This window comes from Hymenobacter jeollabukensis (assembly GCF_005771675.1).
Taxonomy (GTDB): domain Bacteria; phylum Bacteroidota; class Bacteroidia; order Cytophagales; family Hymenobacteraceae; genus Solirubrum; species Solirubrum jeollabukense.
In genome coordinates this window covers 122,855-147,238 of the sequence record NZ_VAJM01000002.1, presented here as the reverse complement: position 1 = coordinate 147,238, position 24,384 = coordinate 122,855, and the positions used below count along the sequence as shown (strand labels likewise).

Below are 24,384 nucleotides of genomic sequence, written 5' to 3'. Positions count from 1 at the left end.
GTTTGACACGGGCTATTAAGGTAAGTCAAAACATTCTACACCACTTCTGCCGCTTCGGCGTCCGGCCGGTGCTCGTTCGGCGCGGCTTTTTGCTCCTCGTGGTGCTGAAAAAACCGCGTCTGGTTCAGCAGGATGAAGACTACGCCCAGGAAAATGGCCGAGTCGGCGATGTTGAAAATGGGCCAGAGCGAGAGGTGCATGTTGCCCACCAGCGGCCACGAATCGGGCAGAAAGCCCTCGTACAGGTCGAGGTAGAGCATGTCGATAACCTGCCCGTGCAGCCAGGGCGTAGGGGCTCCGAAGGGGGCGTTGTTGTAGATGACGCCGTAGAAAATCGAGTCGACCAGGTTGCCGATGGCCCCACCCAGGATGGCTGCAATGCACCAGATCAGGCCCTTTGGCGCGCCGGTTTTCCAGAGCCGGTAGATGTAATAGCCAATGCCCGTCACGGCCAGCAGGCGGAACAGCGTGAGGGCAATTTTGCCGTAGGGCGCTGGTAGTTCCACGCCGAAAGCCATGCCAGGGTTCAGCGTGTAATGGAGCTTGGCCCAGTCGCCAATCAGCTTGATTTCGCCCGGCATGCCGAGGGGCATGTAGGTATGCACGGCCCACTTCGAGAGTTGGTCGATGGCAATTACCAGCAGGGCGAAGAGGTAGTATTTCCAGTATTTCATGAATTCGCTGATTTGGCGGCCGGGATGAAATTGCACTGCGCGTAGCACACCGCTGCACCCCAATCTTATGCTTCCCCGGCACAAAACTCGGCGGAGATTTATGCTGATGGGCCTGACCTTGACGGGCCAGAAACGTGGATTTTGGACTGTTTCAGACTGTGCAGCCGGCGTTTTGTGCGCCGGTGTACCGGGCGGCGAATTTAGCGGGAGTTGCCCGTTAAAATTTGAACGTCATGCTTCATCTGGTGTCCGCTTGCCGAAGCATCTCTACCGCTTCGTTGAACGAAGCCAGACTAAGCGGTAGAGATGCTTCGCAGGGTTCAGCATGACGTTCTAATGGTGTTGGCTATCAGATTTTTACAACTTCCACCCGCGCCGGCACCTTGTACTCGTCGAATTCGAGCACGCTGCCGTCGGCGAAACCGCTCACCAGATCCAGCGACACGGCCTGCACTTCGGTGCGGATGTAGTCGCCGAAGTTCTCGACGGCCTGCACCAGCTCGGGCTGATCGGCGCCCAGGGTGACGCGGATTTTGTCCTGCACCTCCAGGCCCGAATCCTTGCGCAGATTCTGCAGGCGGTTCACCAGTTCGCGGGCCACGCCTTCGTGGCGCAGCTCGTCGGTCAGGGTCACGTCGAGGGCCACGGTGAGCGGGCCGTCGGTGGCTACCAGCCAGCCGGGCAAATCCTCGGTGCGGATTTCCACGTCCTCGGTCGTGAGCGTGACGGGCTGATCATCAACCTCTACCGCCAGCTGACCGGCTTTTTCGAGCTGGCTGATTTCCTCCGGCGTCATCTGCTGGATGCGGGCGGCCACGGCCTTCAGGCGCGGGCCAAACTGCTGGCCCAGACGCTTGAAGTTGGGCTTCACCGATTTCACCAGCACCCCCGAGGTGTCGTCCAGGAACTCCACGTGCTTCACGTTTACCTCGGCGCAGATCAGGTCTTCCACCTTGCCTACCTGCTCGCGCGTCGTCTCCGTCAGCACCGGCACCAGGATGCGCTGCAGCGGCTGACGCACCTTCAGCACCGACTTTTTGCGCAGCGAATGGGTCAAAGAGCTGATGCGCTGGGCCAGCTCCATGCGCTCCTCCAGGGCCTTGTCGATGAGGCTTGCTTCGACCTGCACCAGCTCCGTGAGGTGCACCGATTCGTAGCGCAGAGGCGTGTTTTTCTCGGTGGCCTCGGCGCGCATGCCGTCGGTCATGTTCTTGTAGAGCCACTCGCCGAAGAAGGGCGCAATGGGCGACATCAGCTGCGCCACGACTACCAAACATTCCTGTAGGGTTTCGAAAGCGGCTTTCTTGTCGGCCGTCAGCTCGCCCTTGCGGAAACGGCCGCGCGAGAGGCGCACGTACCAGTTCGAGAGCTGGTCGGTGACGAAATCCTGGATGGCGCGGGCGGCTTTCGTGGGGTCGTAGTTGTCGAAATGGCCGCGCACTTCGAGGATGAGCGACTGGAGTTTCGACAGAATCCACCGGTCCAGCTCCGTCAGCTCGGCCGTGGGCACGCGGTCGAATTCGCGGGCCTGGAACTCGTCGAGGTTGGCGTAGAGGGCGTAGAACGAGTAGGTATTGAACAGCGTTCCGAAAAAGCGGCGCTGCACCTCCGTGATGCCCGCGAGGTCGAACTTGAGGTTGTCCCAGGGCTGGGCGTTGGCAATCATGTACCAGCGCGTGGCGTCAGGGCCGTACTGGGCTATGGTCTGGAACGGGTCGATGGCGTTGCCGAGGCGCTTCGACATCTTGTTGCCGTTCTTATCCAGCACTAGGCCGTTGGCAATGACGTTTTTGAACGCCACCGAGTCCTCCAGCATCACGCCCAGCGCGTGCAGGGTGAAGAACCAGCCACGGGTCTGGTCGACGCCCTCGGCAATGAAATCCGCCGGGAAATTGCGCTGGAATTTCTCGTGGTTTTCGAAGGGGTAGTGCCACTGCGCGTAGGGCATGGCGCCGCTGTCGAACCACACGTCGATGAGGTCCGGCTCGCGGTACATGGGCTGCCCGCTGGGCGAGACGAGGAAAATATCGTCCACGTAGGGCCGGTGCAGGTCGGTCATTTCCCCGGTTTGGATAGGGTTATGCGTCATCACCTCGGCGGCCACGGCCTTGTCGATTTCGGCGCTCAGCTCGGCGATGGAGCCGATGCACAGCTCCTCCGAGCCGTCCTGGGTGCGCCAGATGGGCAGCGGCGTGCCCCAGTAGCGCGAGCGGCTCAGGTTCCAGTCGACCAGGTTTTCCAGCCAGTTGCCGAAGCGGCCGGTGCCGGTGCTGTCGGGCTTCCAGTTGATGGTTTTGTTGAGCTCGATGAGCCGGTCCTTCACGGCCGTGGTCTTGATAAACCACGAGTCGAGCGGGTAGTACAGCACGGGCTTGTCGGTGCGCCAGCAGTGCGGGTAGGTGTGCTCGTACTTCTCCACCTTGAAGGCCCGGCCGCGCTCCTTCAGCCGCACGCTGATGTCCACGTCGAGGGTGCGGTAGTCGGCGGCCGATTCGTCGTGGCCGTCGTAGTTTTTCACCCAGCGCCCGCCGAATTCGCCCATCTGCGCCACGTAGCGTCCGGTGCGGTCCACGATGGGACCGAGCTTGCCCTGGTCGTCGCTGACCAGCAGGGCAGGCACGTCGTTTTGCTGGGCGACCCGGAAGTCGTCCGCGCCGAAAGTCGGCGAGATGTGCACGATGCCGGTGCCGTCCTCGGTGGTCACGAAGTCGCCCACGATGACGCGGAAGGCCCGCTCCTCCCCTTCGAAGGCCGGGAAACCGGCTTGCTGGTTGAAGAGTCGCTCGTAGCGGATGCCGGCCAGCTCCGCGCCGCTGAACTCGCCCAGCTGTTGCCAGGCCAGCACTTTGTCGCCGGCTTTATATTCTTCCAGGGCTACCTGCGCGCCTTTTTCGGTGAAGTAGCGGCTTACCAAATCCTTGGCCAGCACCACCACCTGCGGCTCGTAGGTGTAGGGGTTGAAGGTGCGCACGACGGCGTAGCGGATGTTTTTGCCCACGGCCAGCGCGGTGTTGGCCGGCAGCGTCCAGGGCGTAGTCGTCCAGGCCATGATGAACACGGGCAGGCCGTCGGCCAGCGCAAACAGCTTCTCCGATTGCTCATCCCGCTTCACCTCGAACTCGGCCACGATGGTCGTGTCCTTCACGTCCTTGTAGGTGCCGGGCTGGTTCAGCTCGTGCGAGGACAAGCCGGTGCCGGCGGCCGGGGAATACGGCTGGATGGTGTAGCCCTTGTAGAGCAGGCCCTTGTCGTAGAGCTTCTTGAGCAGGGCCCAGCAGCTCTCGATGTACTCGGGTTCGAAGGTGATGTACGGGTCGCTCAGGTCAACCCAGTAGCCCATCTTCTCGGTCAGCTCGTCCCACTGGTGCTTGAAGCGCATCACCGTTTCGCGGCAGCGCTGGTTGTACTCCTCGACGCTGATTTTCTTGCCGATGTCCTCCTTGGTGATGCCCAGCTCCTTTTCCACCTGCAGCTCGATGGGCAGGCCGTGGGTGTCCCAGCCGCCTTTGCGGTGCACCTGCTTGCCGTTGAGCGTCTGGTAGCGGCAGAAAATGTCCTTCACCGTCCGGGCCATCACGTGGTGGATGCCGGGGGCGCCGTTGGCCGAGGGCGGGCCTTCATAGAACACGAAGGTGTCGCGGCCCTCGCGGGTCGACACGCTCTGCTCGAAGATGTGGTTCTGCTGCCACCAGCTCAGGATGTCGGAGCCGACTTTGGCGTAGTCGAAGGGCTGTTTGTATTCGGGGTATTTCATCGGGATTGGGGCCTCACTGGACCTCACCCCCTAGCCCCCTCTCCGTAGGGAGAGGGGGAACTAGCTCTAGCTTTTTAGCTCTAGACGGGTGAGGAAAGTCGGTTATCGAGTGCAAACAAAGATGCGGGCAAAAAGGCTCACGGGCAGGGACTAAGCGTCTACGCTTCGCCGGGCTGGTTGCCCTGCGGCGCGGTCGGCGCAACGGGCGGCAGGGTGGCGCCGGGCTTCACCTTGATGCGGTTCAGGTTCAGCTCCAGGTCGTCGTCTTCCTCGTGGTACTGCTCGTCGTAGTGCTGAATCAGGGCGCTGTCGATGGTTTCGTCCTTGCCGTGCTCGAAGGTGACGAGCAGGGCCGGCAGCAGAATCAGGTTCGAGAAGTTGGTAATCAGCAAGCTGGCCGACATCAGCAAACCCAGGGCTTTGGTGCCGCCAAATTCGGAGAAGGCGAAGATGCTGAAGCCCACGAACAGCACGATGCTGGTGTAAATCATGCTCGTGCCGGCTTCGCTCAGCGTGGTGCTGATGGCAGCCTTGACCCGGCGGCCGTTGGCGGCCATTTCCTGCCGGAACTTGGCCAGCAGGTGAATGGAGTTGTCCCCGTCGATGCCCAGCGCGATGCAGAAAATCAGGGCCGTGGCGGGCTTCAGGGCAATGCCGAAGAAGCCCATGATGCCGGCCGTGAGCAGCAGCGTGACGAAGTTGGGCAGCAGGGTGAAGAATACCGAGCGGATGGAGCGGAACAGGATGAGTACGATCAGGCCCACCAGCGCGAAGGCCAGCACCAGGCTTTCCTTGAGCGTGCCGATGACGTACTCGTTGCCCTTGGTGAAGAGGATGGTGGTGCCCGTCATGCGCACTTCCATACCCGTGCCCTTGAAGATTTCGTTGATCTGCGGCTGAATCTTGGTGATGAGCAGCGTATCGAGGTTGCGCGAGCCGATATCGGCGATTTTGAGGCTGATACGGGCTTTCTGGCCGAGCGAGTCGGTGAAGGAGCGCAGCAGCTTGTCGTTCATGCTGGCGGCGGCTTTGGGGCTCGTAGCGACCGTTTTGGTGCTGTCGGCGGCGGTACTGTCCGAGGCAACCGGCACGGCGCTGCGCGAGCGGGCCAGGTAGCTCAGGATGAAGTTGCGCTCCGAGTTGTCGGGCAGGCGGTAGTAGCTCGGGTCGCCGTTGTAGAAGGTCTGCGTGGCGGCCTTCAGGAAGGTGACGATGCTGATGGGCGAGGTGAGCTGGGGCTGGGTGCGCAGGTAGTTTTCCAGCCGGTCGATGCGCTCCAGGTTGCTCAGCTTCAGAATGCCGCGCTTCTTGCCGGTATCCACCACGATTTCCAGCGGCATCACCCCGTTGAAGTGCTCCTCGAAGAACTTCAAATCGGAGTTGACCGAGGAGTTTTTGGGCAGATCATCCACCATGTACGACACCGATTGCAGCTTGCTGGCGCCCAGTGCCCCCAGCGCGCAGAGCACGAAAGCAATGCCGTACACCGTGCCGCGGCGCTCCAGCACCAGGTAGTCGAAGAACTCCAGCAGCTTGGTCAGCGGCTTGGCGTCGAGGTGCTCCAGCTGCTTGGGCGTGGGCGGCGGCAGGTAGGTGAAGACTATCGGGACGAGGATAATCGAGATGAAGAAGGCCGCGAAGATGCTGATGGTGGCCACCCAGCCAAACTGGTAGAGAATGGCAATGTTGGTGAAGCAGAACACGAAGAAGCCGATGGCCGTCGAGGTGTTGTTCATCAGCGTCACCAGCCCGATTTTGCGCACCACCCGCACCATGGCCAGCACCTGGTTGCCCGAAATGCGGTAGTCGTAGTGGTAGCGGGAGAGCAGGTAGGTGCAGTTCGGTATGCCGATTACAATCAGAATACTGGGAATCAGGCCCGTCAGCAGGGTGATTTTGTAGCCCAGCAGCACGATGGTGCCCACGCACCACACCACCGCTACGCCCACGATGAGCAGCGGAAACACCACCGCCGACCAGGTCCGGAAAAACACCAGCAGCGTGGCGCTGGTCACCAGGGCGGCCAGCATCAGAAAGAACTTCATTTCGCCCGCCACCTTGGTGGTCATGGTGGAGCGCACGTAGGGCAGGCCGGCGTAGTGCAGCCGGATGCCCGTTTTCTTGGTGAACCGCTCGGCGTGGTCGAGGATGTTTTTCATCACCGCCTGCCGCTTCGAGGAGTTCAAATATTTCGGGTCCATGGTCAGGGCCAGCAGGGTGGCCCCGGTGGTCGGACTGATGAGCTGGCCCTTGTAGAACTCCTGCCGATTGACAATGCGCATCAGGGAATCCAATTCCTTCTGCGTCTGCGGGAAGGTGCGGAAAATGGGCTCCGCGGCAAAGCGCTGATTGGCAGTGTCCTTGGTGAGCTGGATGAGCTTGGTCACCGACAGCACCCCGCTCACGCCCTCTTCCTTGCTGAGCGTGTCGGTGAGCAGGCGCAGCTCGTTGAAGTTGCCGAGCCGGTACACCGAGCTGTCCTGCAGGCCGAGCACGAGCACGTTGCCGTCCTCGCCGAAGGTCCTTTTGAACTGCTGGAAATAGACCATGTCCGGGTCGTCGGGCGAGACGACCTGGGCGAAATCGTAGGTCATTTCCACGTCCTTGGCCTTCCAGGCCATAAACGCGGTGATGATGGCCAGCAGCCCGACGAGCAGGCGGCGGTTCTTGATAATCAGCAGGGCGAGCTTACTCCACATCGGCTACAGCAGAAAAATTGGGGCAAAGGTACGCATTGACATTCGCGGGAATTTTCCGGGGAAATAGCACCCGAACCAGAAAATCAACTATTTATACAAGTATCTGTAACTCACTATGTTAAAATCCGCGTATATGGCTGTAAATTTTGCCGCCGCCATTCCCGCGCCCTGCTTACCACCGTTCACCGTTCCCGGCGGCTCCTGCCTTCGATGACCATTTTCTACTCACCAGCGGCTTCGTTGACCTACCACGCGGCCGATGAAATGCTGCATCTGAGCTTTAACGCTACCCATCTTGACCTTTCCTTCGGGCAGGCTTACCAATGCGCCCTGCAGGAAATGCTGACCAAGAACGTGGGCAAGCTGCTGCTCGACCTGAAACGCAACGCCCCCTCTTCCGACGACCACGAGCAGTGGCTGGTGGAGCCGCTGCAGGCGCACCTGCCCGCCCGCGTGGCCCGGCCGGTGTTCATTGCGGCAGTGCTCAGCGAGGGGCAGTATCAGTACCAGATCAGCAACTGTCCCATCAGCGGCACCACGCTCATGCCCGAGCAGGTGGAGTTCAATTACTTCACCTCCCGTCGCGAAGCCACGGCCTGGCTGAACGGTCGCTAAGTTCTGCCGCTCGATCATGAAAAAGGCCCCGGACGCTCATCCGGGGCCTTTTCTGCTGGTAGCTGATGGTGCTTAGCGCGACACTTCCACCGTCCCTTTCCAGGACTGGCCGTCCGTGCCGGTCAGCAGGTAGTAGTAGGTGCCGGGCGCGGCATCGGCGCCCCAGCTCCCGTTGTAGCCGCTTTGCTCAAATACCTTTTTGCCCCAGCGGTTGAACACCTTGAGGTCGACCGGCTGGAAGCTTACGAACGGCTTGAACGTGTCGTTTTTGCCGTCGCCGTCGGGCGTGATGATGTTGGGCAGATCGAAGCGCCGTACCGTGATTTGCATCGTCTGCTTCACCTGGCAGTTGTTGCCGTAAAACGCGGTCAGCTCGACGCGGTAGGTGTTCGGCTGCTCGTAGGCGTGGGCAGGCGACGTTTCGGTGCTGGTCTGGCCGTCGCCGAAGTCCCACGATACGCGGGTAGCGCCCTGCGTGGTGTTGGTGAAGGTGACGGGCGCCCCGGTGAAGACGTTGGTTTCGCTGGCCGCAATCCGAATTTGGGGCGTTACGCCCACTTTCACCACGATGGTATCGAGCTTTTCGCAGGTGCCGTTGTTGGCCCGCACGATGTAGGTGGTGGTAGCGGTGGGCTGAGCCGTTACGCGCACGCCGGTGGTGGTGTTCAGCCCTTGGGCCGGCGACCAGGTGTACGTCACGCCCGTTGCAGCGGCTCCGGTGGCCGTGGCTTGCAGCTGCACTGATGCGCCGGGGCAGATGTCCACATCGTTGCCTAGGCTCGTCTGCGGCGTCGCCACCACCACCACGGTATCCGTGCGCGACACGCTCTGCAGGCAGCCCGTCGAGTCGAGCACCGTCAGGCGCACCGGGTAGCGGCCCGGTTGGTTGTATACGGTCGAAACCACGCCACTGGTGGTGCTGGTCTGGCCGTTGCCGAAGTTCCACTGCACGCCGGTGCCGTTCACCACCGGCCGGCGGAAGTACACCGTCAGCGGCGCGCAACCCCGGTTGATGGCCGCCCCGGTGGGCGTGTTCGACTGGATGAAGTTCGGGCTGAGCTGCAACACGTCCATTTTGAAGGCAGCGTTGTTCCAGCTGCTGCCAGGGTTCTGCGACCAGGCGTTGGCAGTGGTAGTGATGCGCGGGCTGGTGCTATTGCTGTTGCACATCGACTGGTAAATGACACCCTTCTTGTCGAAGCGGCTGGTACCGCCATCTACGTGCGAACCGCCGTTGCCGAAATACGTGCCGTACACGAGGCTTCCTGCGTTGGCCGACAGTTGCATGATATAAAAATAGTCGCCGGAGGTGGTAGGGTTGATGGGCAGCGCATCGGGGGTACGGGGCATACCTATGATGGTGCTCCCGCCACCTTGAGCGCCACCGCCCCAACCCGACAACAGAATCTGCCCGCAGTTGTCCACCAAGAAGGCCGTTGGCGACATGTTGCTCGCCACGTTGCCGTTGCCGATGGTGGTCGACATCAGGGAGGCGGTTAAGGAGGAATTCAGCTTGTGAATAAACTGCCGACTGTTGAAGTTGGCGTAGGCCCCGTTGGTGACCGGATAAGTGCCGGACGTTTGGCCAAACACGTACACGTTGGAGCTGGCATCCAGCTGCACGAAGTACACCTGGTCGTAATTGCCCGTACCAAGGTGGGTGGCTTTTACTAGCGTGCTGCCCGTATTGCTGATGCGCGCCACAAAGCCATCGGCGGTGCCGCCGCGGTAGCCGGATTGGTAGCTAAATCCCGTTCCGGGAAAGTTCGTGCTCGAAGTACCACCGGCCACGAATATGTTGTTGGAGGCATCCAGCTGTAGGGAATAAGCAGCATCGTTGCCCGAACCACCCAGGAAAGAGCTCCACACCAGAGAGCTTAGGTTGGAATTGAATTTGGCTACCACGCCGTCTTTGCCGCCCCCACCGTGCTGGCTCTGAAAACCAGCAGCGCTGGGAAAGTCGGTGGAGAAAGTGACCGAGGCCAAGTAAATGTTGTTCTGGCTGTCCACCGTCACGTCGCCGCGGTATTGGTCGCCGTAATTCGCCCGCAAAGCGTCTCCGATATCGTTCTGCCCGTCGCTCAGGCTGCCGCCGAGGAAAGTGGAACCTATCAGAGCACTACCCGTACTGTTGAGCTTGGTCACTACAATATCGGCGTTGCCGCCGTTGTACGTGCGGTCATACCCCGTCGTGGTCGTAGGGTAGTTGGAAGTAGAAGTCAACGGTTCCTGAGTCGTGCCGAGAATGATCAGGTCGCCCGCGTGGTCCACCACCAGGCTGTGCGGGCGGTCGTCCTCGTCGCTACCGACGTAGGTGACGTACACGCGCGAGGCGGCCCCGGTGGCCGCAGCGGGGTTGAACTTCATGATGCCCATGTCCCAGCCACCATTGTGCGAGGTGTCGAAGGCCCCAAGCGTGGTCGGGTAGCTACCCGACTGCACAATTCCGCCTGAGTACAGGTTGCCGAGCGTATCGTAGGTAGCTGTGTAGCCCCAGTTGTCGGCGCCGGACCCCGAATACGTGGAGTACACCAGTACCGGGTCGATAACGAGTGGCTGGCGCTTGTCGTAGCCGCGCGGCAGCACGAACGACACCTGGTCGCCGTTCAGGCGAAACTCGCAGGGCACTTCCTGCTTTTTGCCCTTCACCAGCTGGTAAGCGTACGGATGCTGCTCCACCACCTCGCCCACCGAGGTAGCAATGCGCAGGGTGCCTTTTTCGCCCAGGCTCAGCTTATCGGCGCCTTCGTAACGCAGCTGGATGCGGCCGGGGTCGGCCCCCACGGCCAGCTCGAAGTCGTATTCCAGCGCGTCGGGGCGGCCGTACACGAACAGGTCGGTGCCGGGGTACAGCTCCTTATAGCGCACGTTGCTGAACGCGGCCACGTCGCTGGCCCACTTCTTGGGGTCATTGCCGAGGAAGTAGTTGTAGCGCGTGGCCGATTGCTCGCCCGTTTGCAGCGTCGGATTGGCGTTGGCCCCCACGAAGCTCACGGCGTAGGCGTGGCCCTTGATTTTGGTCTTTTTCTCGGGGTGATGATGCTTTTCCTCCAGCGCCGCCACGTCCACCAAGGAGTGCGTCAGCCGGTTTTTCTCCAAATACAGGCGGCCCATCGGCACGTCCACGGCGTACTGCACCTGGGAGGGCCACTGGGTACGATTCTGCACGAACTGCCAGGTGCTGGGGGGAGGTGCTACCGCGGTACCTGCCCGGGCGGCGAGGGGTGCCTTGAGACTCTGTGCCTGCGCCGACGGGCCCGGTAGCCAAGCGGCCAGCAGGCCCACCGCACAGCCCAATACAGCCGTTATAGAACGGCCTTTCAAGAGTGTAGTTGTTTGCATAAGCAAGTGAAAATGGTACCCAATACAAGCAAAGCTACTTGTCTTTGAAGACTTTATAGCTACGCCAGAAACGGCCACCCGCCCTGCAAAAAACCTGCCTACTCGACCATTCGGCCCACTCTTCGACGCATTATTACAGACTTTCTACAGCTGCGCAGTTAAAATTATGAGATACGCAGTCTGCGAATAATTGAACCATCTTGGCAACTGGTTATATAAAAAGCCCCGGTCACTGCCCTGTAGAGGGAATGACCGGGGCCCAGTTGCGCCGTTGCAGTACTACAGCTGCTCGAAGATGCGCGAGAGGCTCACCGCCTCGCCAATGTAGCCGCGCAGGGCCGAAATGGGCATGCGCGTCTGCTCGCGGGAGTCGCGGTGGCGCACCGTCACGGTGTCGTCTTCCAGCGTCTGGTGGTCGACGGCAATGCAGAACGGGGTGCCGATGAGGTCCTGACGGGTGTAGCGCGTGCCGATGCTGTCCTTCTCCTCCACCACCAGGCGGAAGTCGTAGCGCAACGAGTTGTAGATTTCGTTGGCCTTTTCGGGCAGCCCGTCCTTTTTCACCAGCGGGAAGATGGCGGCCTTCACCGGCGCCACGGCCGGGTGCAGGCGCAGCAGCTTGCGGGTCTTGGTTTTCTGCTCCTCGCCTTCGCCCTCCACGATGGTTTCTTCCTGAAACGCCTGGCAGAGCGTGGCCAGGAACAGGCGGTCGGCGCCCACGGAGGTTTCCACCACGAAGGGCACGTAGTTGCCGTAGGGCTTGCCGGTTTCGGGGTTCACGTCGTTGTCGAAGTACTGCTGCTTTTTGCGGCTGTACTGCTGGTGCTGGGTCAGGTCGAAGTCGGAGCGGGAGTGGATGCCCTCGATTTCCTTGAAGCCGAAGGGGAATTCAAACTCGATGTCGACGGCGGCTTTGGCGTAGTGGGCCAGCTTTTCGTGGTCGTGGAAGCGCAGCTTGTCGGCGGGCAGGCCCATTACTTCGTGCCAGCGGCGGCGGGCGGCTTTCCAGTGCTGGTACCACTCGTTTTCGGTGCCGGGGCGCACGAAGAACTGCATTTCCATCTGCTCAAACTCCCGCATGCGGAAGATGAACTGCCGGGCCACGATTTCGTTGCGGAAAGCCTTGCCGATCTGGGCAATGCCGAACGGCACCTTCTGCCGGGCCGATTTCTGCACGTTCAGGAAGTTGACGAAGATGCCCTGAGCCGTTTCGGGGCGCAGGTAAATTTCGCTGGAGCCCTCGGCCACGGCGCCCATCTGCGTCGAGAACATCAGGTTGAACTGGCGCACGTCGGTCCAGTTGCCGGTTTTGCTGATCGGGCAGAGGATTTTCTCGTCGATGATGAGCTGCTTGACGCCCGGCAGGTCATTCTCCGTCAGCAGGCGGCCCAGCTCGGCCAGCAGGGCGTCGGCGCGCTGCTGGTCGCCGGCTTTTTCGTACTCGGCGGCTTTTTCCTCCACCAGCACGTCGGCGCGGTAGCGCTTTTTGCTGTCGAGGTTGTCGATGAGCGGGTCGGAGAAGCCGTCGACGTGGCCGGAGGCTTTCCAGGTGGTCGGGTGCATAAAGATGGCCGCGTCGATGCCCACCACGTTCTGGTTGAGCTGAGTCATGGCCTTCCACCAGAGCTGCTTCAGGTTGTTTTTCAGCTCCACGCCGTTGGGGCCGTAGTCGTACACGGCGGCCAGACCGTCGTAGATTTCGGAGGAGGGGAACACGAAGCCGTATTCCTTGGCGTGCGAAACGATGTCGGCCAGGGTGCCTTCGGTGGTATTGGCGGCGGATTGCGCGGGCTTGCTCATGCAGGTATAGAAAATGAGGGCTTAGAACGGAGAGCTTCTGAGCAGATAAACCAACTGGCCAGCTAGCGGCCGGCGGCTTCCTGGTTCTCAGCTCCAAGCTCCGAGTTCTAAATCAGGGGCAAAAGTAGGGCGAAGATGCGAAGCGCCGCACGCGGCCGCCCGAGGCCCCGCCCACGAAGTACGGGCGCGGCAAGCTACTATTGTTAAACTTTTTGCAGAACCTTTGGTACAAGGCCTGACCGCCGGCGCCGGGGGCAGCGCGCTCAGTAACAATTTCATAATCTTGCCCCCCTTTTTGCCGCCCGTACTTTTGGCGGCCCATTTCCCTTCGCTCACCAACCCTTTCCCTTATGCTTGGCTTAGAGCCTCAAGTGCTCCTGCTGCTGCTGGTGTGTCTGATTGCCGCTTGCGCGTTTGAATTCGTCAACGGCTTTCACGACACGGCCAACGCCGTGGCCACCGTCATTTACACCAATACCCTGCGGCCCTGGGTAGCCGTCATCTGGTCGGCGTTCTGGAACTTCATCGGCGTGTTCGGCGGCGGTATCGGGGTGGCCATGGGCATCGTGTACCTGCTGCCCGTCGAGAGCCTGGTCGACCAGAACATCTACCACGGCATTGCCATGGTGGGCGCCCTGATTCTGGCGGCCATCATCTGGAACGTAGGCACCTGGTACTACGGCATTCCGGCCTCCTCCTCGCACGCGCTCATCGGCTCCATCCTGGGCGTGGGCATTGCCTTCTCCTTGCTGCCGGGCAGCAGCGGCGCGGCCGTCAACTGGAGCAAGGCCACCGAAACCGGCATTGCCCTGCTCGTCGGCCCCTTGTTCGGCTTCACGCTCACCATCATCCTGATGTTCGTGCTCAAGCGCTTCGTCAAGTCCAAGGCCATATTCAAGGAGCCGCACAAGCGCAAGCCGCCACCTCTCTGGATTCGCCTGATTTTGATTGCGACCTGTACGCTGGTGAGCTTTTTCCACGGCTCCAACGACGGGCAGAAAGGCGTGGGCCTGATCATGCTCATCCTCATCGGCATCCTGCCCTTCAAGTTCGCCCTCGACGCCGGCAAGAACCCGCTGGACATGCGCGCCTCCCTGGCCCAGGTGGAGCAGGTGATGAGCCGCGTGAACGTGGCCGAGCTGGCGCCCGACGAGCAAAAGGCCCTGCAGGAAGTCAACCAGCAGACGGCCACGCTGGACCGCATCTTCGCCGGCAAAACCGACGTGAAGCAGCTGCCCGAAGCCGACCGGTTCCAGATCCGCCGCGCCATCCTGCTCACCTACACCCGCGCCAAAAAGCTCATGGGCAGCGACCGGGTGAGCCTGAGCCCGCAGGACCGCAAAACCTACGACTCGGCCATCGAGAACATGCGCGGCTTCACCGATTACGCCCCCAAGTGGGTTATCCTCATCGTGTCGCTGTCGCTGGGCATCGGCACCATGGTGGGCTGGAAGCGCATCGTGGTAACCATCGGGGAGCGAATCGGCAAGGAGCACCTGACCTACGCCCAGGGCGCCTCTTCCGAACTGGTAGCCGCCGCCATGATTGGCATGAGCACCCAGTTTCACCTGCCGGCTTCCACCACGCACGTGCTGTCGTCGGCCATTGCCGGCTCGATGGTGGCCAACCGCGGCATCAAGAACCTGAACCCCTCCATGGTGCGCAACATCGCCCTGGCCTGGGTGCTCACCCTGCCCGTGACCATGGTGCTGTCGGGCGTGCTGTTCCTGCTGTTCCGAGCCCTGCTGTAGCCACTCCGGCTGGCACTAGCCCACAAAAAAGCCGCTCCCGTTGGGGAGCGGCTTTTTTCGTTTCAGACCGTTTTAGCAGCGAAGCCGGAAGTATACGCGAGTTGTACTTCTACGGTTACGTTTGCATTACGTAATCTTTACTATCAATAACTTATCCACTTATCCACATCAAAAAGCCGTGTTTTTGTGGATAACCAGACCTTATTTGGGCCACTGTACCTCCAGGTCGTCGTCGATGAACACGCCGAAGTTGATAAACTGCAGCTCGTCCTCGTCGAAGTAGAGGTCAATCATTTCCTTTTCGTAGGAGAGGCGCACTTCGCCGGTATCCACCTTCTCCATTTCGCCCTGGCCGTGGCCGTGGCGGCGCATCAGTTCCTGGATATCGGCCAGCGACTTGCCGTGGATCGGCTCGCCGTAGAGGCGCATGCCGGGGTGGTCGGTTTCGATGCAGGAGAGGCGGTAGTCGTCTTCGCGGTCGAAGTACAGCGAGTAGCCTTCCTCGAGGAAGTTCCAGGCCTGGTGCTCGAACTCGTCGTCGTCTTCCGACTCTTCAATTTCTTCCGGCTCGCCCATCAGGGTCCGGACTTCGTCCATGCTGGCGCCAAACTTAAGCGGGCCCATGCCTTGGCCCAGCACGATTTCGTTTTCGTCGGTGCTGCGGGGTTGGGGCGTATTCATATTGGGAGGAGGTTTGGAGGTTGGTAGCTGGGTAAAGGTATGTTTTGGTTGGCAGTTGCGAGTGGCCAGTTGGCAGTCGGTCGGCATTTGTCCACACTGACAACTCGCAACTGACAACCGGCAACTCATTTGCCGTAGCGCTGCTCGAATGCTTCTTTCTGACGCAGGTAGTCGGGGTGCTGCTTGGCCTGGTCCCACTTGGCTTTGAAAATGGCGGCGGCTTCGGCTTTTTCGGGGTCTTCCGGGTCGCGGGGGCGCTCGGGGCGGCCGTGGGCGCCACTCTGGCCTTTTTTGTCGTCGGGCACGGGGCCTTCGTACTTTTTGCCGCCGCGGTGGTTGGCGTAGCGCCGGGCCCGGGTAAAGCCCATCTGCAGGAACTTACGGGCCATGTCGGCTCCCACGAAGTCCTCGGCCTTCAGATAGGCCAGAAACAGCCCGTAAATCGACTCGGACGACTCGCGGGCTATGGCGGGGGTCTTGAAGCGCCAGAAGGGCAGGATTTCGCTCTTATAGGGCTGCACGAGCAAGACGCCCTGCTCGCCCTTGCCCACCCGGTACCGCTCGGGGTGCTGGCGGAAATCGACGTGACGAAAATCCTGGTCGTAGTTGAACGGCATGGCGGGCCTGGCTGGACGGCGGCGGGCTGTATACGCACTACGCAGCTCGACGGGTGAAACCGGCCGCCGGTTCGCGCCGCGCTGGCCCGGTCAGGCACCGGCTTGACTTCCGGCCACCGTTCCGCTTTGTCCGGCACCGGCCGCCCGGCCGCTGGCCGAGCCGGAACGCACAGGTTTACAGGCATTCATCCTCCTGTGAGCCTGTGCGTTCCGACTCGGGTTTTCCACGGGACTAATAACTTTTGATGAAATAAAATTTTAAGAATCTTTTCTATTTCCACTCGTTATGGCTGTTCATAAGTGGATATCTAACAGGCTTATACACAGGGCTTGATAACATGTGCACAAGAACCGGCTTATACACCGGCTATCCACATGGGATGTGCAAATTACAGGCGTGATTATCTGCCAATTAACAGGCTTTTCGACAATCCACACACTTGTGCACAACCCTGTGAATTAACACGTTAGTGGAAAGTGGAAAGCCCCAAAACCGTGGGGAAGTTGTCCACGGCTATCCACAGGCTGCGGGCACTGCTGTGGGCTCGACAGGACCAAAAAATCTTTTCCCCTGTTTATCCCCTGTTGCTCACAGGTTATCAGCGCGTTATCCACGCGTTATCCCCTGTCGACTGCACAAGCCGGTTTTAGGGGGGTAAGAATTCCACAACAGGCTGTGGAAACGTGGATAACCGCCTGTGAGCCTGTAAGAACCGTGCTGATACTCAGAGTATAGTTACTTGCGCGAATATGCCCGGGCGCGAACGGGCTTACCAAAACCGGGGCTATGGCACAGGTTCACAGGTAGATAGCAGCTCGGGCTGTGGGGCGCGAATGGCTGGCAACCAGGGCAGCTCCGAGCCCACAACCGCCGCCACGCGGAGCCGCCCAATAGCCGTAGCTAAACCGGACTCAGCGGCCGGCAAGCTGCACCGCTACGGTGCTGAAGCAGGCGCCCACAAGAAAGCCCCGGTGCGGGCAGCACCGGGGCTTTGGGTAAGGAACTCGGGAAGGGCGTTTAGAAGGTCAGCACCAGGTTTTCGATTTCCCAGTTGGCGCGGACCTGCTGCGTTTGGGGCAGAATATAGACGGGCTCGGCCGGCACGCGCAGCTTCGGGTCGCCGCCGCGCCAGCGGCCGTCGTTGTCGGCGTCGATGAGCACGCGCAGGCGGTAAGTGCCGGGGTCGACGTTGTCGAAGCGGAAGGTGCGCGGGCCGCCGGGCACGGTCCGGATGATCTGGTAGTTCTGGTCGAGCAGCTGCAGCTCGAAGCTGCGGTACTTGGTGGTTATCGTGCCCGCGATGCTGCCGGTGCTCGACTGCTCCGTCACGCGCAGGCGCACCGGGCGCAGGCGCAGGGGCGTGCCGCTGATGGCCAGAATGGCGGTGGTATCGGGCACGAAGACGATGTTGGTGCGGGCCTTGGTGTTCACGTTTACCGTCAGCAGGGTGCGGTCGGGGCTGAGGGTGCCGTCGGCGGGTAGGCGCAGCGGGCGGCGCTTCACCGAGTCTTCCACCAAGGTGCCGAAGGGCTTGTCGGTGGCCATGCTCACCGGGGCCAAAAACTGCAGCTTGAGCTGGCCCTGGCGGTAGATGTCGCGCGGGTTGCCCACCACCTGGTACTGCGCGCCGCGGCGGCTGGTGGCCGGCGTCTGGCCCTCGAAGCGCACGTTCACGGTGTCGACGCCCCGGTTGCCGGCGCTGTCGACGGCCGTAAGCAGGTAGCGGCCGGCGGGTACGGCGGGGGTGCGCAGAATGCTGAGCGTGCGGCCCCGCTCCAGCAGCGTCCCCGCGTCGGGCAGGGCCGACGGCTGGCCCAGGGCCGCCAGCGTGAACTGCCGCAAGCCCTCGTTGAAGCCAATGCGAAACTGGTCGGGCCCGGTTTGCTGCGAGAGAATCAGCGGGCGCCGCGAATCGGGCCGTACCGACACCAGGTGCAGCGTATCGAGGCGCGGGCGCAGCTCGATGGGCTGCGGCAGGTAGGCAATGCGCTCGGGCTCCTCGTAGCGGCTGTTGTTGTTTTTGTCGACCAGCGCGTAGATCCGGTAGCTGCCTTCGCGCACGTTGCGCAGCTCAAACTTGCCGCCCTTGTCGGCCCGCGTCTGGTAGTAGGGCGGGTTGCGGAAGATGTCAGCCGTATCGGCGGCGGGGTACAGGGCAACGACGACTTCGGCCTCGGGCTGCCCGTTGAGCAGCTGCGTGACCGAGCCGCGCACCCGGCCCGAATCCAGCGCCGCGCCGGTGCTGAAGGCCAGCACCACGTCGCTGGCGGGGTTGCTCTCGGTGATGTCGACCACGGCGTTGCGGAAGTTGAACACGTAGGTCGTGTTCGGCTCCAGCGGCTTTTCAAAGCGCAACTCGATGGCGCGGCGCTCCTCGCGCAGCTTGTAGGGGTTTTTATCGGAAATGGTGGGCGTGATGAGCAGGTTCTTGCTCAGGTCCTTCAGCTGCACCTGCTCCGAAAACTCCAGCCGAATGTTCTGCTCCTTGACGTTGGTGGCGCCGTTTTGGGGGCTGCTGCTCACGAGCTTGGGTGCTTCCGTGTCGCGCGCCCCGCCTTCGGGCTGGCTGATGGCGGCGCAGCCGGCCAGCAACAGGCCGGTCGGCAGCAAAAACAGAGCAGGACTAACGCGAACGGACATTGTAGAGCAGCAGCGTGGAAAGCGTAAGCAGGGCGCAGGCCCCGAGGATGGTCCAGCCCGCCCGCCGCGACACGGGCCCGGGCGTGGGTTCGGTATCGGGTGGGGGCTCGGGCGGCACGGCCGGGGCGCGCACCGAATCGGGCCGCACCGAAGCCGCCGGCGAAGGTACAACGACGGAATCGGGTCGGGCGGGTATGCGCTGGGCCCGCAGCGGTGGGCTGCTCAGCGCAGCCAGGGCCAGCACCAGGGCCAGCCGCCGCAGCGGCGGCCGGAGGAAAAAGCGGAGCGAAAGACGAGCGGTGCGCATGGCCGAAGCGTGACGATGAGCGGGTTGGCCCCTCCCCTACCCCACCGGGCAGCTTCAGGAAGCCGCCGGCGGCGTGGGCAGCGGGGCCGCACGTTCGGCCACGAAAATCAGGCTAGAATACTGCCCGCCGTTCTGCCCGGCCTGCCGGTTGGACTTGTAGCCCGAGCGCAGCGCGGCCAGAATGCCGCCGTCGCGCTCGGCGCGGTATTGCTCGCTGAGCAGGCTGATGTAAAACGCGTCGAGCTTCATGGGCAAGGTACGGCGCAGCTGCAAGTGATGCTTGCCGAGCAGGCGGTCAACGGTCTTGCTGGTAAAGTGATATAGGTGGCGCGGCACGTCGTAGGCGGCCCACTGCTCGCGGTAGTACTGCGCGTCGGGGCTTTCGGCGTTGGGCACGGCAATAACGAGGATGCCGTCGGGCTTGAGCAGGGTGACGAGCTGCTGCAGCGTCGCGTTCAGGTCGAGAATGTGCTCCAGCACGTGCCAGAGCGTGATGACGTCGAAGGAGGCGGGCGCGAACTGGCTTAGCTCGCCGTGGGCAATGGGCTGGCCGGTGTTCTGCTCGGCCAGGCGGCGGGCCGCATCGTTGGGCTCGAAGCCGGCAACCTGCCAGCCGGCCTCTTTGGCGGCGTGCAGGAAGTAGCCGGTGCCGCAGCCGTAGTCGAGCACGCGGCCGCGGCGCGGGGCTTCGCGGGCGAGCAGAGCCACTTTCTGGCGTACGGTGAACTTGCGCGCCACTTTGTAGACCTGGTTGATAAGGCCCTGGTGGGTGTCGGAGTGCGAAATGTAGGCCGGGCTTTCGTAGTAGCGGCCCAGGCTGGCTTCGTCGGGGCGCGGGTTGGTCAGCAGCAGGCTGCAGGCGGTGCACTGCGTGATGGCAAAGCTTTCGTGGCTCACCGAATAGTCTTCGACGACCATTTTGGGACGAAACTCACTATTCCCGCAAATCGGGCACTGTTCTACGCGTACGTTCGACACCAAGCAGCTAATCAGACAGCAAACAAAACAGCCGGACGCGGGCGCCGGCTGCGACTACAGCTACAAAAATATGGGTAACAGCCGACAAGTAGCGAATCACCCGTAATGACGGGCGGGCATAATGTGGATAACTGCTCGCTTAGTATAAAACGGGCGCGGATTTTATGCTGACGGGAAATCCTGAAAAGCGCGGCGGCAAGGTACAAAGCGGCTGCAACGGCCTTCCAGGCAACGTTATTTTGCGCAAACGTTTGCGCAAAATAACGGGCTGTATTTGCGCAGAATCTGTTTACAAAATTCCCGGCAAGTGTCAGGTTGTCATGCCGGACTTATGCCCGCATGGTAACCGGGCAAGTCAGCAAATCGGGCGAACAGATGCTTCGGCAAGCTCCGTAGGGTGAGAGACATGCTAGATGACTTCGCGCGTAGAAACGCGCTTGATCTACAAGTCTCTAAACCAGTCATTGGCCCCGTTGTACACGAAGAAATACCGCCTCGGCGTATGTAGCCGAACCGCTGTGCGGCGGCAGGTATTAGTGAATTCCAGCGTCGTAGTGGACAATTGGCCGCCGCCCGTACTCGAAAACCGAATTCTGGCGGCGGCCGTAGCCCGGGCTACTTTACCACGGTGGCTTCCAGCTCTATCGTCAGAGTCGCAAACAGGCCCTGCACTTCCAGCAGCGTGGCGGCTTGCTTGACGCCGTGCTGGGCCAGCCAGGGGGCGTACACGTCTATGCAGGTCGAGAAAAATTCCTGGATGGAGGTGGTGTACACGTTCAGCCGCACGATGCCCGAACAATCATAGCCGGCCTCCGTGATGAGCTGCTCCAGGTTCTGGAAGGTTTGCAGCAGCTGACTGCGCATATCGGCCGCGCTGGGCTGGCCCTCGGCGTTCAGCGCTACCTGGCCCGAGCAGTAAAGGGTTCCGGCGGGCTGCTTGATTTCGACGGCTTGAACGGAGTTGGTGTACTGACCCCATTTCCAGGGGTCTACGGTGCGCTTTTCCATATTGGAGGGCTGAAAAAATGGTCCTGCCCAGGCATTCCGCGCCTGAACAATACAAAGGTCCAGCCCCCAACTGACAGCGGTATGGCAGCATGTTTTGCCCCCTGAAACTATTGTTCGGGTGGACAGAAAACGTCGTAGGCCCGCTGCGCCAACGCCCGTAGCGGGGCTGCCAGCGCCGCTGGCTCCACGATGGTCAGGGCCCCAGCGAAGGGCAGCAGCCAGGTGGCCAGGTAGGGCAGCTCCCCGATAAACAAGGTCATTTCCAATTGGCCATCGGGCAGACGCTGCTCGTGAGCCCAGCCGTACTGGTGCTTGGTGTCGTGCAGCAACTGCATCAGCGCCGGCAGCAGGGCAGCCGGCTGAAACCGGAGTACCACCCGTTCGCGCTGCCGCCGGTTGGCTTCGGCGGCCCAGTGCTGGCGCAGCAGGGCCGGGCGTACTACAAATTCCTCCGCCTGCAGCGTCAACTCCCGGATGCGGTCCAGCCGAAAGTTGCGGATGGTCTGGCGCAGCCGACAGTAAGCCACCACGTGCCACTGCCGGCTCAGGTATAGGCTGATGGGCTCGATGTCGCGAGTGGTCGGGGCTTCGTTTTCGGCGGTTTGATAGCCCAGCCGTACCACGCGGTGCATGGCAATGGCGGCTACCAGCTGCTGATAGGCCGGCGGGCGGCTGGCCTGGTCGCGGAGCCCGAGCACCTGGATGTGCGGGTCGAGGTGGTCGAGATGGTCACGGTCGGGGCGGCGCAGCACGGCGCGGACCTTGATCATGGCCGCCGCGGCTAGCTCGGCCGTGGGTGCGTCGGTCAGGTGGGCGGCTAGCTTGCCGGCCGTCAGCAGGGCGGTGGCTTCCTCGCGGCTGAACATCACGGGCGGCAGCCGGTAGCCCTCGGCCAGCGAGTAGCCGATGCCGGGCTCGCCCAGCAGCGGAACACCCGCCTCCTCCAGGGTGCGCAGGTCGCGGTAAATGGTGCGCAGGCTCACACCAAACTGCTCGGCCAGGGACCCGCCGCTCACCTTGCGCTTGGCCTGCAAGTGGATGAGGATAGCCGTGACGCGGTCGAATCGGTTCATTAGCGAGTAGCGGGGCAGTGGATAATCAGGAATGCGGCCAGGAAATCAGCGGCTAGTCGTGTAGGCGCTTTTCCCGGAAACCAGGCGAGCTGTACAGTGAATCCACGCGAGTCATTTCTCGGCCTTCCGGGCTATCCGGGGGGGGCTCGCCGACGGAATGTGCCCCGATTATCAGTACGCCTACCACGAAGCTGCCGCCGACCAGCAGCAGCAACGCCCAGACGGTAAACAGTAGCCACACCACGGCCCGGCCGAAGCGCCGGTGCCAGGCGGCGCGGATGGTACCCACCAGTCCCCAAAAGGTCAGTGGCCCCTGCACGGCGCAGGCGCCCATGACGAGGTTATCAGCCCGGGTAATAGTGAGGTGCGGGTGGCCGAACTGAAACGCCACGATGTAGGCCAGCGCCAGCACGAAAACAAAGCTGGTACAAACAACCAGCCCGACAAGCCAACCTAAATAGTCGGCTCGTCGGGCTGGTTGCAAGGGGACGGCGGATACTTCCATGACGGCCCCTACCCTACTCTTAACGGCCCAGGTACACCATCAGCACCGAAATATCGGCGGGCGAGATGCCGCTGATGCGCGAGGCCTGCCCGATGGTTTCGGGCTGCACCTTCAGCAGCTTTTCGCGGGCTTCGTGCGAGAGGGCCGGCATGGCTTGGTAGTCGAGCTTGCCCACGATGCGCAGGTCTTCCAGCTGGCCCATGCGCTCGGCTTGCTGGTGTTCCTTCTCGATGTAGGTTTCGTACTTGACGTGGATGCTGGCCTGTTCCAATACCTCGGCGCCGTATTGGCTCAGGTACTCGTGCAACTCCGGCAGGGCGCGCTGCAGGTCGGGCAAATCGAGCTGGGGGCGGCGCAGCAGGTTCACCACGCGGGTTTTCTCGTGGATGGGGGCCGAGCCGAGTTCTTCCAGCAGGCCGTTGATTTCGCCCGGTTCCACCGGTTTTTTGCTGAGGTAGTCGAGCACGTCGGCGGTTTGCTGGCGCTTCTGCTCCACGCGGGCCATGCGCTCATCCGAGGCCAGCCCGAGCTTGTGGGCCAGCGGGGTGAGGCGCAGGTCGGCGTTGTCCTGGCGCAGCAGAATGCGGTGCTCGGCCCGGCTGGTGAACATGCGGTAGGGCTCGTCGGTGCCCTTGTTCACCAGGTCGTCGATGAGCACGCCAATGTAGGCCTCCGAGCGGCGAAGGATGAACGGCTCCAGGTCGCGCACCCGCTGGTGGGCGTTGATGCCGGCCATCAGGCCCTGGCAGGCGGCTTCCTCGTAGCCGGTGGTGCCGTTGATCTGGCCGGCGAAGTAGAGGTTGCGCACCGGCTTGGTTTCCAGGGTCAGGTTGAGCTGCGTCGGCGGGAAGAAGTCGTACTCGATGGCGTAGCCGGGGCGGAACATCTTCGCGTTTTCGAAGCCCGCAATCTGGCGCAGCGCCTCGTACTGCACGTCTTCGGGCAGCGAGGAGCTGAAGCCGTTCACGTACACCTCCACCGTGCTCCAGCCCTCCGGCTCCACGAAAATCTGGTGGCGGTCCTTGTCGGCGAAGCGGTTGATTTTGTCTTCCACCGAGGGGCAGTAGCGCGGCCCCAGGCCCTTGATGCGGCCCTGGAACATGGGCGACTTTTCGAAGCCGGTGCGCAGGATGTCGTGCACCTTCTCGTTGGTGTAGGTGATGTAGCACGGCCGCTGCTTCGTGAGCTGGGGCGTGTCGAGGTAGGAGAACTTGCTCGGGTTGTCGTCGCCGGGCTGCTCCTCCATTTTCGAGTAGTCGAGGGTGCGGCCGTCCACGCGGGGCGGGGTGCCCGTCTTCATGCGGCCCGTCTCGAAGCCCAGCTCCCGCAGCTGCTCGGTAATGCCGGTGCTTTTGCGCTCCGCCGCCCGGCCGCCGCCGAAGTTTTTCTCGCCGATGTGGATGAGCCCGTTCAGGAAGGTGCCGTTGGTGAGCACCACCGTTTTCGAGCGGAACTCAATGCCGAGCTGGGTGCGCACACCCACGCAGGTTCCGTCTTCCACCAGCAGCCCGGTGACGGCCTCCTGCCAGAAGTCCACGTTGCGGATGCCTTCGAGCGTCACGCGCCACTCCTCGGCGAAGCGCATCCGGTCACTCTGGGCGCGGGGGCTCCACATGGCGGGGCCTTTCGAGCGGTTGAGCATCCGGAACTGAATCATCGTTTTGTCGGTGATAATGCCCGACTGCCCACCCAGCGCGTCCACCTCCCGCACGATCTGCCCCTTGGCCACCCCGCCCATGGCCGGGTTGCACGACATCTGCGCAATGGTGTTCATGTTCATGGTAATGAGCAGCACCGAGGAGCCAAGATTGGCAGCCGCGGCGGCAGCTTCGCAGCCGGCGTGGCCGGCACCTACCACAATTACATCGTATTCCTGGGTCAGCATAGCTGGGGAGGGTTGTTGCTTCGGAGGTGAGTAACAGGCGAGGCCTGCGTTTTG

Annotated in this window: 16 protein-coding genes; 2 read left to right on the top strand and 14 right to left on the bottom strand. The window is 61.9% G+C overall.

Annotation, left to right across the window (positions count from 1 at the left end):
• Positions 1-35 precede the first annotated feature (35 nt).
• The 3 genes from FDY95_RS04670 to FDY95_RS04660 form a co-directional block, all read right to left on the bottom strand.
• On the bottom strand, positions 36-674 hold the full coding sequence (locus tag FDY95_RS04670; protein ID WP_138075575.1) for a lipoprotein signal peptidase: 639 nt from the start codon (positions 672-674) through the stop codon (positions 36-38).
• A gap of 349 nt (positions 675-1,023) precedes the next feature.
• Positions 1,024-4,428 (bottom strand): isoleucine--tRNA ligase, encoded by a 3,405-nt coding sequence (gene ileS, locus FDY95_RS04665; protein ID WP_138075574.1) that lies wholly within the window; start codon positions 4,426-4,428, stop codon positions 1,024-1,026.
• A gap of 158 nt (positions 4,429-4,586) precedes the next feature.
• Positions 4,587-7,127, bottom strand: coding sequence for an efflux RND transporter permease subunit (locus tag FDY95_RS04660; RefSeq protein ID WP_138075573.1), 2,541 nt, complete (start codon positions 7,125-7,127; stop codon positions 4,587-4,589).
• A gap of 210 nt (positions 7,128-7,337) precedes the next feature.
• Between FDY95_RS04660 and FDY95_RS04655 the strand changes: the two genes are divergently transcribed.
• Positions 7,338-7,742, top strand: a complete 405-nt coding sequence (locus FDY95_RS04655; RefSeq protein ID WP_138075572.1) for a hypothetical protein — start codon at positions 7,338-7,340, stop codon at positions 7,740-7,742.
• Positions 7,743-7,814: 72 nt separating this feature from the next.
• Here FDY95_RS04655 and FDY95_RS04650 read toward each other — a convergent pair whose 3' ends face one another.
• The gene (locus FDY95_RS04650; RefSeq protein ID WP_171025532.1) at positions 7,815-10,910 is read right to left on the bottom strand and encodes a DUF7948 domain-containing protein; all 3,096 of its coding nucleotides are present in this window, start codon (positions 10,908-10,910) and stop codon (positions 7,815-7,817) included.
• Between the two features lie 453 nt (positions 10,911-11,363).
• Positions 11,364-12,884 (bottom strand): glycine--tRNA ligase, encoded by a 1,521-nt coding sequence (locus tag FDY95_RS04645; protein WP_138075570.1) that lies wholly within the window; start codon positions 12,882-12,884, stop codon positions 11,364-11,366.
• A 350-nt stretch (positions 12,885-13,234) separates the two neighbouring features.
• Between FDY95_RS04645 and FDY95_RS04640 the strand changes: the two genes are divergently transcribed.
• Positions 13,235-14,635 (top strand): inorganic phosphate transporter, encoded by a 1,401-nt coding sequence (locus tag FDY95_RS04640; protein ID WP_138075569.1) that lies wholly within the window; start codon positions 13,235-13,237, stop codon positions 14,633-14,635.
• Positions 14,636-14,836: 201 nt separating this feature from the next.
• On the opposite strand, the gene FDY95_RS04635 is transcribed toward FDY95_RS04640, so the two are convergent.
• The 9 genes from FDY95_RS04635 to mnmG form a co-directional block, all read right to left on the bottom strand.
• Entirely contained in the window at positions 14,837-15,316 is a 480-nt protein-coding gene (locus FDY95_RS04635; RefSeq protein WP_138075568.1) for a hypothetical protein, read from the bottom strand.
• A 125-nt stretch (positions 15,317-15,441) separates the two neighbouring features.
• On the bottom strand, positions 15,442-15,933 hold the full coding sequence (locus FDY95_RS04630) for a DUF4385 domain-containing protein (RefSeq protein WP_138075567.1): 492 nt from the start codon (positions 15,931-15,933) through the stop codon (positions 15,442-15,444).
• A gap of 1,018 nt (positions 15,934-16,951) precedes the next feature.
• Positions 16,952-18,574 carry an Ig-like domain-containing domain gene (locus FDY95_RS04625; RefSeq protein ID WP_138075566.1) on the bottom strand — a complete coding sequence of 541 codons (1,623 nt, stop codon included), beginning with the start codon at positions 18,572-18,574 and terminating at the stop codon, positions 16,952-16,954.
• On the bottom strand, positions 18,558-18,881 hold the full coding sequence (locus tag FDY95_RS04620; protein ID WP_138075565.1) for a hypothetical protein: 324 nt from the start codon (positions 18,879-18,881) through the stop codon (positions 18,558-18,560). The genes FDY95_RS04625 and FDY95_RS04620 overlap by 17 nt, the downstream gene beginning before the upstream one ends.
• A 54-nt stretch (positions 18,882-18,935) precedes the next feature.
• Positions 18,936-19,799 carry a class I SAM-dependent methyltransferase gene (locus tag FDY95_RS04615; RefSeq protein ID WP_246073926.1) on the bottom strand — a complete coding sequence of 288 codons (864 nt, stop codon included), beginning with the start codon at positions 19,797-19,799 and terminating at the stop codon, positions 18,936-18,938.
• A 675-nt stretch (positions 19,800-20,474) separates the two neighbouring features.
• Positions 20,475-20,867, bottom strand: coding sequence for a RidA family protein (locus FDY95_RS04610; RefSeq protein ID WP_138075563.1), 393 nt, complete (start codon positions 20,865-20,867; stop codon positions 20,475-20,477).
• Positions 20,868-20,974: 107 nt separating this feature from the next.
• Positions 20,975-21,940 carry a helix-turn-helix transcriptional regulator gene (locus tag FDY95_RS04605; RefSeq protein ID WP_138075562.1) on the bottom strand — a complete coding sequence of 322 codons (966 nt, stop codon included), beginning with the start codon at positions 21,938-21,940 and terminating at the stop codon, positions 20,975-20,977.
• 52 nt (positions 21,941-21,992) lie between these two features.
• Complete coding sequence (locus FDY95_RS04600; RefSeq protein WP_138075561.1) at positions 21,993-22,445, bottom strand: hypothetical protein; 453 nt, start codon at positions 22,443-22,445, stop codon at positions 21,993-21,995.
• A 19-nt stretch (positions 22,446-22,464) separates the two neighbouring features.
• Positions 22,465-24,327 (bottom strand): tRNA uridine-5-carboxymethylaminomethyl(34) synthesis enzyme MnmG, encoded by a 1,863-nt coding sequence (mnmG, locus tag FDY95_RS04595; RefSeq protein WP_138076221.1) that lies wholly within the window; start codon positions 24,325-24,327, stop codon positions 22,465-22,467.
• Positions 24,328-24,384 lie beyond the last annotated feature (57 nt).

Excerpts from the sequence above, each read along its gene's own strand:
- FDY95_RS04640 (WP_138075569.1), top strand. The coding sequence starts at position 13,235 with ATGCTTGGCTTAGAGCCTCAAGTGCTCCTGCTGCTGCTGGTGTGTCTG.
- FDY95_RS04605 (WP_138075562.1), bottom strand. The coding sequence starts at position 21,940 with ATGAACCGATTCGACCGCGTCACGGCTATCCTCATCCACTTGCAGGCC.
- FDY95_RS04660 (WP_138075573.1), bottom strand. The coding sequence starts at position 7,127 with ATGTGGAGTAAGCTCGCCCTGCTGATTATCAAGAACCGCCGCCTGCTC.
- FDY95_RS04670 (WP_138075575.1), bottom strand. The coding sequence starts at position 674 with ATGAAATACTGGAAATACTACCTCTTCGCCCTGCTGGTAATTGCCATC.
- ileS (WP_138075574.1), bottom strand. The coding sequence starts at position 4,428 with ATGAAATACCCCGAATACAAACAGCCCTTCGACTACGCCAAAGTCGGC.
- FDY95_RS04655 (WP_138075572.1), top strand. The coding sequence starts at position 7,338 with ATGACCATTTTCTACTCACCAGCGGCTTCGTTGACCTACCACGCGGCC.
- FDY95_RS04630 (WP_138075567.1), bottom strand. The coding sequence starts at position 15,933 with ATGCCGTTCAACTACGACCAGGATTTTCGTCACGTCGATTTCCGCCAG.
- FDY95_RS04615 (WP_246073926.1), bottom strand. The coding sequence starts at position 19,799 with ATGGTCGTCGAAGACTATTCGGTGAGCCACGAAAGCTTTGCCATCACG.
- FDY95_RS04635 (WP_138075568.1), bottom strand. The coding sequence starts at position 15,316 with ATGAATACGCCCCAACCCCGCAGCACCGACGAAAACGAAATCGTGCTG.
- FDY95_RS04610 (WP_138075563.1), bottom strand. The coding sequence starts at position 20,867 with ATGGAAAAGCGCACCGTAGACCCCTGGAAATGGGGTCAGTACACCAAC.
- FDY95_RS04620 (WP_138075565.1), bottom strand. The coding sequence starts at position 18,881 with ATGCGCACCGCTCGTCTTTCGCTCCGCTTTTTCCTCCGGCCGCCGCTG.
- FDY95_RS04645 (WP_138075570.1), bottom strand. The coding sequence starts at position 12,884 with ATGAGCAAGCCCGCGCAATCCGCCGCCAATACCACCGAAGGCACCCTG.
- FDY95_RS04625 (WP_138075566.1), bottom strand. The coding sequence starts at position 18,574 with ATGTCCGTTCGCGTTAGTCCTGCTCTGTTTTTGCTGCCGACCGGCCTG.
- FDY95_RS04600 (WP_138075561.1), bottom strand. The coding sequence starts at position 22,445 with ATGGAAGTATCCGCCGTCCCCTTGCAACCAGCCCGACGAGCCGACTAT.